Below are 12,167 nucleotides of genomic sequence, written 5' to 3'. Positions count from 1 at the left end.
CGCAACGCGGCCTGTATTTTTCTAACGCCCCATACATACGGCTTTACCGTCTTGCTTGTGTATGGGCCTTGCTAAAAATAGCGGGCATTAATCCAGAAATGAGCGGCGACACTAGCGAAATAGCCTAATAAAATCACAGGCATCCAGCGCATGTGGGCGGTAAACGTGTAATAACCTTTAATATGGCCGAGCATCCCGACACCGGGCGCGGAACCGATTGCCAACAAACTGCCGCCGACACCTAAAGTTAAGGTCAGCAACAACCATTGGCCTGCGGGAAGATCCGGGTGCATGTTCAGCACGGCGAACATCAAGGTGCCGTTATCAACAAACGCCGAGGATAGGCCGATCATGATGTTGGCTAAGGTCGGGTTGATTTGCCCGAATAAAAACTGGGCAATCGCATCCAGATAGCCAATAAAACCAATGGCCCCGATAATCATCATCGCGCCGTAAAAAAACAACAGCGTATCCCAATCGACATTGCCGACATTTTTAAACACATCAAATGTCCGGTTGCTATTGGCTTTTGGCACTTCCAAATTGTAAAAGCGGTACACATGGGCAAAGTCACTTTCTTTCTCATTCGCTGTTTTATTCAGATAAAAATTAAAAAATTGCAGCAGCCCCAAGCCCGCCATCATGCCCGCCGCAGGAGGCAATTCGAGCAACACGTTTGCACTGACGGTGATCGTTAAAGTCAGTATGAACAGGAAAATAATGCGCTTACTGCCGCGTCGTAGCAGCACTTTTTCTTGAAGGGCTTCGGGGATTTCTTTGGGCACCCAAAAGTGCATGATGCAAGCTGGAACCAGGAAGTTGACCAGACAGGGAATGGCCAACGAGAAAAATTCAGTGAAATGCAGGATTTTGTGTTGCCAAACAAATAAGGTCGAAATACCGCCCAAAGGGCTGAAAGTACCACCTGCGTTGGTGGCGGAAACAATATGGACGCACGCTAAAGCAACAAACTCAGGTCTTTTCTTACCCACCGCCAGCGCAATTGACCCCATTAATAAGCCAATCGTCAGGCCATTAACCACCGTGGATAAAACAAAAGCCAAACCGCCAGTTATCCAAAACAACTTTCGGTAACTAAACCGCCTGCTTAACAAATACACTTGCAAGGCCTTGAAAATGCCGCGCTCTTCCATAGTATTGAGGTAGGTCATCGACACTAAAATAAACAACAGCAGCTCGATATATGCAAGCAAATTACTTTCAAAAGCCAAGGCCGCTGTTTTTGCTTCGCCATGCAAGGCATAGTAAATACAAATGACAAACCAGACTAAAGCCGAACCTAACACCATAGGTTTGGATTTGCGCAGCTCTGTCACTTCTTCTGACATGGCGGCGATATAAGCCGCTACCGTAACGAAAACAGATAGATATCCGATAACATGATGGGTCAAGTCCATAGTGGCGGCGGCGGACGTGCCACTGTCGGCAATTGCCATAACCGGCAAACAGAGTGCGGCTAGACCCAAAAGTATAAAATTCATGAAAATACCTGTCCCTAAAGAAGTGGGCAGATATTATAAAGGCTTGATAGCCCTTATTGTTAGCCACATCAACGATGGTTTGTGTTTTAAGCCTATAAGCATTTAGGCTTGGAAATGTCGTCTTAATGAATATGCACCTCACGCGACTTCACCGTATCGCTTCTGCGCAGAGTATAGTCATCGGCATCCGGCATTTTCGTCCCGTCACTGTTAAGCTGGACGAGTGTGCCTTCATCTTCAATATGGTATTGCCGGATGCTTAAGTCTTTTTTGGCCGTTAAAACAACGGTGCGCTTTGCTTCATCCCAAATATATTTGCCTTTTTCATAAAACTCCCGTGCCGATTCTTTTGCGGGCTGGGTCACTAACAGATAATTGTTGTTTTGTTTTAACGACAAGGTGGCTTTAATCCCATCGCAATCTTTGCAAGGAAGATAACCGTAAAAAACACCATGAAACTCCAAAGCCTTATCCACAGGCTTTAAATGCGCCGAGTGATCCATTTTTTGCTCGTAGTTCTTTACCCGCGCCTTAAGCAGCCGTTCTTGGGATGCGAAATCTGTTTCCGCCATTGCAAAGCCAGAAGCCGTCAGCAGGGTGCTAAAAAATATCAATGCCAGGTTTTGTTTTAATTGTTTTTTTTGTGCTTGCATATTAAGTGCCTCATTTGATGAGTCGGACGAGTTGTTGGGCAGGTGCATAAAATTGCCTCACCAAAGGTTATCAGCATTATCCCCAACGTCAACAGGCTGCTTATACTACGTCATTCACAAAGCACTGTGAATTGACTCTTGGCATAATACCGTTACGTTAGGCGGATAACTATTTTGCTATGCCAACGCAGACAGCGCTGATATTGGACTTTTCCGCACAAACCATCATAGATCATTCTCATTGCCTGATATTGCGTGGCTTTTAGCCCCAAGCCGCCATGACTAACTTAATGTAGCAAAACGGGAATTACCGCTCTAATGATATGGGAAAGACTTAGGGGCTTTATTGCGTTAAAATAGCAAGTTAGTCAATCTTTCCGTTTACCTTAGCGGCGTTTATTTTCGTCAATCGTGTGTTTTTTGAGGACATCTTATGCGTAAAAAACTTCTTACCTTTACCGGGGGCGCGGCGTTGCTCCTTAACGCTTCCTTGAGCCAGGCGATCACTGACTTGCCGCCGACGGCTAAAGTTGAGATGGGGCAACCGGAAGAAGTCTGTTCTAACTTTACGGCACCCGAGTGGCGCAAAGAACAAGTGATTGACGGCGTGACGATCCAAGCGTCCAATTTATGCAACCCTGACAATCCCGCCGACATTGCCGCGTTTGTCAAAGGCACGAATGGCATTTCCATGGACACGCTGATGCAGACCCAACTGGCGGCGGATGCCATCACGCTGTCGGATGATATGGACGGCGACGGCGACCCTGACAAAATCATTATCAAACTGGAAGTGGTCGAGCTGAACGGGCATTCGCCCGATGTCAAAAACCCTATTACAACTTTTGACATAGCGCCTGGCATCCAGCCCACTTTTTGGGTGTACGCGCCAAAAACCCGCGATATGTCGACGCTAAGCCTGTACGAACCGGAAGCCAACCCATTGTTGCGCGTCCCTTCGCCAGTGATCCGAGTAGAGCAAGATGACACGGTTTGGATTGTCTTGGAAAACACCCATTACCTGCCGCACTCCATCCATTTGCACGGTATCGACCATCCGTTTATGGACCATTCCGGTGGCGGTAATGACGGAGTCGGACAAACCAGTAATATGGACACGATGCCGGGCGATATTAAAACTTATGTGATCAAGCCGCGCCAACCTGGCACGATGTACTACCATTGCCATGTCCAGCCACACACGCATATCCCGATGGGCTTGCAGGGCATTTTTATCGTGGAAGAAAACCGTCCCAACAACTGGGTGCAAACCTTGAACGTCGGGGCCGGACAAGTGCGCCATCCTTCGGTTGCGGTCATGGAAAAATACAGCCGCGAATATGATTTGCATTACCAATCGGCGGACAAGGAACTGCATGAAGTCGTGGCCCGGTCTGCCAACGACCCGCGCCTGATCGCCAAGCACATGAATATGGAATACGACACCACGGATGCGACTGACGATTATTTCATGCTCAATGGCCGCTCCTTCCCCTACACCTTGCGCGAATCCCTGATTGAAATGGAGCAGGACAAAAAGGTCAAGTTGCGCGTGCTGAACGGCCACACCGAATCCTTTGCCCTGCACATCCACGGACACAAACCCACCATCACCCATTATGATGGTGTCGACAACGGCCCTAGCTCGTACATCCAGCGCGACGTGCATGGCATGGAGCCCGCCCAACGGATAGACTTGGAATTGAGCGGCGTTGACGATGGCTTGCACAGTTTTGGGCAAGGCATTTGGATGTTCCATGACCATGTCGAAAAATCCTTTACGACTAACGGCACTGGCGAAGGCGGCGACATCAGCTTGGTGGTTTACAAAGATTTTCTGGATGACCGGGGCATTCCTAAAGCCCACGGCATGAGCTTGGCCCCGTATTTTACCAAAGCGTTTTGGCAAGGCAATTACCCGATCTGGCAAGATTATGACGCATGGCGCAGCTTAGGTTTGCCGGATCTGAAAGCCGATTACAAACCTGGCAAAATCGCCGTGCAAGCTGCGCCTGTCAAAACCAGTGCTGACGGGACAACTGTCGGACAAAGCTCGGCTTTTAGCAAATTATTGCAAGGCCTGTTATTAGGTTTGTTAAGCTATGCGGCAATTGTCAAACGCCAGTTGATTATTGATTTTGCCCAAGGTTTAGTGCAAAAAGTCAGCGGAAAATAATTAGGTTTTGCAATTGGCGGCAAAGCATCCAAAGGCTTAAACCTTTGGATGCCCATCCTGACACAAAATAGCCAAAACCCATCATCGCCGCGTGCCTAAGGCGCCAAGCCCCAAAGCCGCTTATCAAACACAGCATCACGCCTGTCTTTATGAAAAAAAACAATACCGGATATTCGACACTAAACGGTGATGCCTCTGGCTTGGCCCAAAAAACTGTTTTGGTCTTGGGCATAGGCCGCGGCGGCACGTCGATGGTCGCTGGCGTATTGTCAAAACTTGGCATTTACATGGGCGATGGCTTATCTTCCCGCTATCAGGACACTGCCTTGCTTGATTGCCTGAAACGCAATGACAAAAAGCAAGCCAAAAAAATCATCAAAGAGCGGGATGGCAAGTATCCGGTTTGGGGTATAAAAAAACTGCGCTTATGGCGGTGGAACCGTTTGTTCCGACAACCCGTTTATGTCGTCATACTCCGCGACATCTTCGCCACCGCAAACCGCCGCATGAGCATTTTCAACATTTCGCTGTTATCGGAAATGTTTAAGGTGCTGGGCCTAAACTTTAAATTGCTGTTGTTCTTACGCTTCACCAAACGCCCGGTTTTCATCGCCTCGTATGAAAAAGCGTTGCTGTTCCCCGAAGATTTTGTGGCGGGGCTTGCAGAATTCTTAGGCCTTGATGACCCTACGCAGATCGCCGAAGCCGTGGAGTTCATCAAGCCGTCCCCGCCGACTTACACCAACACGCTGGTCAATTTCAAAGCCATCAAAAAAAACAAAGACTATGTCGGCTATATCGATGCGCTTGCAAGCAACCGTGTTTCCGGCTGGGCATTGTCAACTTTGCACCGTGACCCGGTGTCGTTGGAATTGCTGGTCAATGGCGTTTTGGTGCAAACCATCACGACCTATTTGTCACGCCCCGATGTGCCTAAGCGCAATAAACGCTTCCATGAACTATGTGGTTTTGAGTTCCGGCTTCCCGATGGCGTGCTGTTGGAAACAGGCGACCAGATTGATGTCCGGTTTGAAGGCCATCAGCAAAGCTTAAACAACTCGCCCCAAGAGTTTGTCTGATTTAGCCTTGCGGACAAGCCATGGACCAACATTCAAAGTGCCCCTGCGGTTCAAGCCTAACTTACGGACAGTGTTGTGCGCCCTGCCATACCGGCGAAAAACTCCCGCCCACAGCCGAAGCGTTGATGCGCTCGCGTTTTACCGCATTTTATTTACAGGATAACGCGTATTTGCTGGCGACTTGGGATGCCACGACGCGGCCCGCCAGTATCAGCTTTGCCAACGACCCGACCCGATGGACGCGGCTGGAAATTGTCGGCATCCAAAAAGGCAGGGCGACAGACAGTAAAGGCACCGTAAGTTTTAACGCTTATTTTGAGCAGGAGGGTGAAAAAGGTGTGATGGGCGAAACCAGCCGTTTCCGTAAGCTCGCAGGGCGTTGGTTTTATCTGGACGGGACGGTTAAGGATAGCGCTGAAAACGCCCTGGCCCCGGGCAGAAACGGGTTATGCCCTTGTGGTAGCGGCAAGAAGTTTAAGCGTTGTTGCATGAAATGATGTGGCAGGCAAAAAAGCCCAAGCCGTTTACCCACAACCACCAACCAACTTGAGCAACGCCTTGCCCAAGACCACAAACGGCAACAAATCCGCAGACGTTGCGTTGCTTACGTCTTGGTAAACCCGCCGATAATTTGCCAATTCCTGTTTGCCGGAAGTCATCTCAAAATAGTCCCCGCATTGGTAAATCCGACTGGCCAGCATTTGTCTGATGATTTTGCCTACGGTTTGCTTAAGGCCGGCTTTAGTGTCCGCCGCGACGATGCGCTCCCAAACATCGTGCAAAGGCACTTGCGCTAGCTTATCAAGCAAATGGCCCAAGCCTAAAAACCCGCAAACCTCATCGTACAATTCCAAAATTGTAGCCATTTTCTGGGTGTTGCCGGCCAATCCAACCATAAACGCGAAATCATCCAAACAAGCCAACATCGCCAGTTCTTCCGCCAATCCGGCAGGTACCCCTTTTTGTTGATAATCTTGGCGTTGCTGGACGAACAGCGGACTTTGGTGTTGTTTGAAATAGTCATGGTAATCCACCAAGTTGTGCCGGTAAGCCAACAAAGTCGCGGTGTCCGGGCGTAGCGTCCGGGCTTCGCCCAACACCCATAAACAGGCCATCAACAGGCTTTTTTCCAGTTGCAGAAAACACTGGTATTGCGTGTCGGCAGGGATGCGATTGTCCAGCGCGGCAATGGCGGCGCGTAAGGCGTCACCTTCAAAAACCCGGTCAAATGTCAGATAGCAACTGACGGCATCCAACACATTATCGGCTTCGGCGGCAAGGTTTAAAAAGCCACAGCCCGCTTGGTTGATGACTTTGTTGCTGATCATCGTCGCTTTAATTTCCTTGGCCAAAGGATGCCCACCCAAATGCGTAGGATATTGTTGGGCCAGTTGCCCAGGGAAATATGCCTGCAAATAACAGCCGCAACAATCATCGTGCAGCAATTCGGCTTGGTGTTGGATTTGCGTGGTCAGATAGCGTTTGCTTGCCGCCAGCAGCACCGCCCATTCGGGCCGGGTGATGGTTTGCGCCGGGCGCTGCAACAGCTCCTTGTTAGGCGGGAACGACTCAACGCGTTTATCAAGAAACCCCGCCGCTTCCAAGCGTTCGGCAAGATGGAGGTACGGCCCGATATTCCCCACCCCGCGCCGTTGCTCCAACGACAAGCACAAACTTTGGGCAATATTGTTCGCCAGCACCAAATGGCAAACAGCGTCGGTCATGTCAGCGAACAACGTTTGGTAATCGGCTATGACGGCTTTTTTCTGTAAGCCGGTAAGCAAGATTTTTAAATTGACTTCATGGTCGGAGGTGTCCACCCCTGCCGAATTGTCCACGGCGTCGGTGTTGATGCGCCCGCCACACAAGGCAAATTCAATCCGTGCTTTTTGCGTAAACCCCAGGTTTGCACCTTCACCGACGATGGTTGCCTGTAACTCTACGGCGTTGACACGGACATTATCATTGCTACGGTCACCAGCTTCTTCGTGCTTTTCGCCACTGGCCTTAACATAAGTGCCGATACCGCCTAGCCATAACAAATCGACCCGTGCCGTCAGTAACGCACGGATCAAGGTTTCACCATCCAGGGCTTTATAACGTAGGCCTAACCATTCTTTTACTTCAGGCGAGATAGGGATGTCCTTATCAGCCCGAAGATAGACGCCGCCGCCTTCGGAAATGAGGCCACGCCCGTAATCGTCCCAACTGGAGCCAGGCAAGTTGAACAGGCGTTTGCGCTCGTCATAAGCACGGCCGTCGCTAGGGGGGGTCGGGTCGATAAAGATATGCTGGCCACTGAATGCCGCCAGCAAACGGGTGCACGGCGACAATAGCATGCCGTTACCAAACACATCGCCGTCCATGCTGCCGATACCGACGACGCTAAAGGCTTCGTGTTGGATGTCTTTGCCCATTTCCCGGAAATGCCGTTTGACGCATTCCCATGCGCCCCGCGCCGTTATCCCCAAGGCCTTGTGGTCATAACCGTGCGAGCCGCCGCTGGCAAAGGCATCGCCCAGCCAGAACTGGTACTCGGCGGCAACCCCATTGGCAATATCGGAAAACGCCGCCGTGCCTTTGTCCGCCGCCACCACCAGGTACGGGTCGGGGTCGTCATACGTGACCAAATTTGGCGGCGCGACGATGTGGCCATCGACAAGATTGTCAGTCAAATCCAACAAACCGTGCATCAGTTTCAGGTACGCCTGTTTACCGGCGGCCCGAAAATCCAATTTGCCGCCATTCTTTTTCACGACAAATCCACCTTTTGCACCCGTCGGGATAATCAAGGCATTTTTGCTGATCTGGGTTTGCATCAGGCCCAAAATCTCCGTCCGGAAATCATCAGGACGGTCAGACCAGCGGATACCGCCGCGCGAAATTTTCCCACCGCGCAAATGGATGCCTTCCATATCGACAGCGTGCACATAAATCTCGACCTGCGGCTTGGGCAGGGGCATATCAATGACACCCAAGCTATTAATTTTTATGGCAATGAAATACTCGTCCAAGTCATGCCGGACATAAAAATTGCTGCGCATGGTCGCATCAATCAGGTTGAACAGCGTCCGTAAAATACGGTCGGCGTTCATGTCGGCAACCATTTTTAAGCTGTCCAACAAACGTAGGCGCAAAGGGAACAAAGCCTGTTCTTCCCGTATCATGGCGTCTTGCCACTCAGGATTGGGCCGGAACCGCGCCTCGAAATACTGGCACAGCCCTTTTGCCACCTCAGGATAGTTGATTAAGGCGTGATGGAAGCTGATCCGGCTAGTATGGTGGTCCAGCTGCAAAAAATAGTTACGGTAAGTGCGGAGCAAATCAATTTCTTGCCAAGGCAAGCCTGCCAGCACACACAGTTTGTTGAGCGTGTCATTTTCAATTTTGCCGTCCATCACCGCTTGCAAAACCGCCAACATCCGGCCGCGTAATTTCGGGAAGCTTTCGTGCAAGTCTTTGGCGGCGCTGATGGTGAAGCTTTTAATAAAAAATAAGCCGCCATCTGCCGTCAACACACGGAACTGCACTTGATCCAGCACCCGCAAACTGAGGTTTTCCAAGAGCGGGATGTATTCATCCAGAAACCGTTTTTGTCGGCTGTAAAAATGCAGGCGGAAATGGCCAATCTGTTGGCATGGCCTTAATAAACTGACGCTTTGCGCTTCTTCCGTACTTAGCTTTTCCAAATACAACATGTCTTGCAGCGCATAACGCGGGGACACCAAAGCCTGGTATTCACCGCTAAACAGCGTCTGGTAATGTAGGATGAGCGATTCGGCGCTTGCTTTGCCCAACGTCCGGGCCGCCAATTGCAGCAATTGTCCATTCCATGAAGTGTTCATAAGTATTTGATGATCTCCAGCACATTACCGTCCGCCTGCTGCGTGTAGGTGACCGAATCCATTAACGTCCTGATAAAAAACAAGCCCATGCCATTTTCTTTGGGGTGGTCAAAATCGGGTTTTGCCACGGCTTCCAAATTAAAACCCTGGCCGTGGTCATAGACTTTAATGGTCAGTTGCCGGTCTTCAATATGTATGCAAATCCTGACCGTGTTCTTGGCTTCATTGTCTTGGGCATGTTTGATGGCGTTGGCGGTCGCTTCCGTCAGCACCAGGTTAAGGTGATAGGCCAAGGCTTCCCGGTCACCGGAATAGCTGTCCAGTTCCTTGGCGATACGTTCACCGATGCTGCCGATGAGATCCAAATAGCGGGTTTGCGTGGGGATGATGACATCGACTTGCAGGATGGCTGGGCTCATGGCACGGCTCCACTTTATAGGGTTTAGGTTTGTGCTGCGGAAGCTTCATCCAAATCGGCATAAATCTCAAACACCCGATTCAAACGTGTGATTTCAAACATCGCCAATACAGGCTGCTGGATCTTGACCAAAACCAATTTGCCGGATTTGGCAACCGCCTGCTTATGTCCCGACAACAACGCCCCCAAGCCGGAACTGTCGATGAAACGCACTTGTTCCAATTGCACGACGATAGCCCCCCCGTGTTGTTCGATCAGTTGCAACAACTCGGCCTTCAAGTCCGCCGAATTGTGTGCATCAATGCGTTCATCTAGTATGGATAACACTTGGCAACCGTTAATTTGTTCCAGCTTAAAATTCATAGTGGTTTTCCTAAGGGTTTTGGTTGTTATACCACCGGCGTGGGCTTAAGCAAAGTTTGTGCAGGATGGCTAAATATCAGTTACCTTTTTAAAAATTCCCCGGCAATTGCAAACTAGCCTTTATTAACCCTATTGGCAATAATTTCCTCAACCACTGAAGAATCTGCAAGGGTTGATATATCGCCAAGATTATCCAGCTCGTTGCTAGCGATTTTGCGCAAAATGCGGCGCATAATTTTGCCGGAGCGTGTCTTTGGCAAACTAGGTGCCCATTGGACTGCATCTGGCGTGGCAATTGCACCGATTTCATTCCTGACCAGATTAACTAACTCCTTTTTAATTTGCTCGGTTGGGTTGACGCCCACATCCAGCGTCACAAAGGCATAAATGCCTTGGCCTTTGATGTCATGCGGAAAACCGACCACGGCGGATTCGGCGACGAATTCATGCAAATCCAACGCGCTTTCAATCTCCGCCGTACCCAACCTATGGCCGGAAACATTCAGGACATCATCCACCCGTCCGGTGATCCAATAATATCCGTCGGCATCACGCCGTGCCCCGTCCCCTGTGAAGTAATAACCCGGATAGGCCTTAAAATAGGTGTCGATAAAGCGTTGATGGTCGCCATAAATGGTTCGGGCCTGTCCGGGCCATGACCGGCTTAACACCAACACGCCTTCGGCAACCCCCTCCAGCAATTTCCCTCTACTGTCGATGATGGCGGGCTGCACTCCGAAAAACGGTAAAGTTGCTGAGCCCGGTTTTAAGGCGGTGACGCCCGGCAGCGGGGTGATCAGGATCCCGCCTGTTTCAGTTTGCCACCATGTGTCAACGATAGGGCAACGCCTTTCACCTACCGTATGGTAGTACCACTCCCATGCTTCCGAGTTGATCGGCTCACCGACACTGCCCAAAATCCTTAGGCTGCTGCGGTCAGTGCGCTCGACATAAGCATTGCCTTGCGCCATCAGGGCGCGTATCGCGGTCGGTGCGGTGTAGAAAATATTGACCCGATGTTTGTCGATGACTTGCCAAAAACGGTCGGCTTCAGGATAAGTCGGCACCCCTTCAAACATCAGTGTGGTCGCGCCATTACACAACGGCCCGTAAAGCACATACGAATGCCCGGTGATCCAACCGACATCGGCGGTGCACCAGTACACATCGCCATCGTGGTAATCAAAAATATATTTGTGCGTCATCGCCGCATACAGCAAATAGCCTCCTGTGCTGTGCTGCACACCTTTGGGTTTGCCCGTCGATCCGGATGTGTAGAGGATGAACAGCGGGTCTTCGGCATCCATGCTTTCTGGCTCACAATTTTCAGACGCTTGCGCCATCGCTTCGTGATACCAAACATCGCGCCCTGCCTGCCAAGCCACGGTTTGCCCGGTATTTTGGATGACGATGATTTTTTCCAGGCTTGGGCAATGGGCGGCGGCTTTATCGACAGTGGCCTTAATCGGGATGACCTTGCCGCCGCGATAACCTTCATCGGCACAAACCAAATAGTGGCATTGCCCGTCAAGGATGCGGTCTTTCAACGCTTCAGCGGAAAAACCGCCAAACACCACCGAATGCACCGCACCGATGCGCGTACAAGCGAGCATGACAACTGCCGCCTCAACGATCATTGGCAGGTAAATGCAAACATGGTCGCCTTTTTGTACGCCTTGGGCTTTGAGGACATTGGCGAATTTACAAACTAGCCGGTGCAATTCCTTATAGCTGATTTTTTTGTCCTGGGACGGATTGTCACCCTCCCAAATAATGGCGGTCTGGTCGCCGCGTGCTGCCAGATGCCGATCCAGGCAATTGGCGCTGACATTGAGCCTACCGCCTTCAAACCAGCGGATATAAGCCGTCGGATAATCATAATCCATGACCTTGTCCCAGCGCTTATCCCAAGTCAAAAAACGCTCCGCTTGCCCGTCCCAAAAGGCTTCCGGCTGGTCTATGGATTGCTGGTAAAGGGTTTGGTAAGTTTCGGCAGTGATGTGCGCCCGTGCCGCAATCTCAGGTTTGACGTGATAAAGATGTGGGTCTAGCATGATTTATTCCTAACTGGTTATTATGGCAGGACGGGGTTTATCCCTTGATCAACTTCGTAATTTCATCACCGCTTTGC

General features: G+C 50.5%; 9 protein-coding genes. 3 read left to right on the top strand and 6 right to left on the bottom strand.

Annotated elements, in window-relative coordinates; all coding sequences use genetic code 11:
• Positions 1 to 71 precede the first annotated feature (71 nt).
• Together nhaD and METMI_RS0106785 are read right to left on the bottom strand one after the other, a co-directional pair.
• The gene (gene nhaD / locus METMI_RS0106795) at positions 72 to 1,502 is read right to left on the bottom strand and encodes a sodium:proton antiporter NhaD (protein WP_019865521.1); all 1,431 of its coding nucleotides are present in this window, start codon (positions 1,500 to 1,502) and stop codon (positions 72 to 74) included.
• Between the two features lie 122 nt (positions 1,503 to 1,624).
• Complete coding sequence (locus tag METMI_RS0106785) at positions 1,625 to 2,155, bottom strand: copper resistance protein NlpE (protein WP_019865519.1); 531 nt, start codon at positions 2,153 to 2,155, stop codon at positions 1,625 to 1,627.
• Between the two features lie 433 nt (positions 2,156 to 2,588).
• Between METMI_RS0106785 and METMI_RS0106780 the strand changes: the two genes are divergently transcribed.
• From METMI_RS0106780 to METMI_RS0106760, 3 genes are all read left to right on the top strand, one after another.
• Entirely contained in the window at positions 2,589 to 4,331 is a 1,743-nt protein-coding gene (locus METMI_RS0106780; RefSeq protein ID WP_019865518.1) for a multicopper oxidase domain-containing protein, read from the top strand.
• Between the two features lie 149 nt (positions 4,332 to 4,480).
• A complete protein-coding gene (locus METMI_RS25340) occupies positions 4,481 to 5,410 on the top strand; it encodes a sulfotransferase family protein (protein ID WP_019865516.1) in 930 nt (309 codons plus the stop codon).
• Positions 5,411 to 5,430: 20 nt separating this feature from the next.
• Positions 5,431 to 5,907 carry a YchJ family protein gene (locus METMI_RS0106760; RefSeq protein ID WP_029151523.1) on the top strand — a complete coding sequence of 159 codons (477 nt, stop codon included), beginning with the start codon at positions 5,431 to 5,433 and terminating at the stop codon, positions 5,905 to 5,907.
• Positions 5,908 to 5,934: 27 nt separating this feature from the next.
• Here METMI_RS0106760 and METMI_RS0106755 read toward each other — a convergent pair whose 3' ends face one another.
• The 4 genes from METMI_RS0106755 to acs all read right to left on the bottom strand — a co-directional run bounded on the left by METMI_RS0106755 (position 5,935) and on the right by acs (position 12,090).
• Positions 5,935 to 9,255 carry an NAD-glutamate dehydrogenase domain-containing protein gene (locus METMI_RS0106755; RefSeq protein ID WP_019865514.1) on the bottom strand — a complete coding sequence of 1,107 codons (3,321 nt, stop codon included), beginning with the start codon at positions 9,253 to 9,255 and terminating at the stop codon, positions 5,935 to 5,937.
• Positions 9,252 to 9,674, bottom strand: a complete 423-nt coding sequence (locus METMI_RS0106750) for an ATP-binding protein (RefSeq protein ID WP_019865513.1) — start codon at positions 9,672 to 9,674, stop codon at positions 9,252 to 9,254. The genes METMI_RS0106755 and METMI_RS0106750 overlap by 4 nt, the downstream gene beginning before the upstream one ends.
• Positions 9,675 to 9,697: 23 nt before the next feature.
• The gene (locus METMI_RS0106745) at positions 9,698 to 10,036 is read right to left on the bottom strand and encodes an STAS domain-containing protein (protein ID WP_019865512.1); all 339 of its coding nucleotides are present in this window, start codon (positions 10,034 to 10,036) and stop codon (positions 9,698 to 9,700) included.
• Positions 10,037 to 10,149: 113 nt separating this feature from the next.
• Complete coding sequence (gene acs, locus METMI_RS0106740; RefSeq protein ID WP_019865511.1) at positions 10,150 to 12,090, bottom strand: acetate--CoA ligase; 1,941 nt, start codon at positions 12,088 to 12,090, stop codon at positions 10,150 to 10,152.
• Positions 12,091 to 12,167: the final 77 nt, after the last annotated feature.

This window comes from Methylovulum miyakonense HT12, from assembly GCF_000384075.1.
Classification (GTDB): domain Bacteria; phylum Pseudomonadota; class Gammaproteobacteria; order Methylococcales; family Methylomonadaceae; genus Methylovulum; species Methylovulum miyakonense.
The sequence above is the reverse complement of the archived record's forward strand: the minus strand, read 5'-3'. Positions and strand labels throughout refer to the sequence as shown.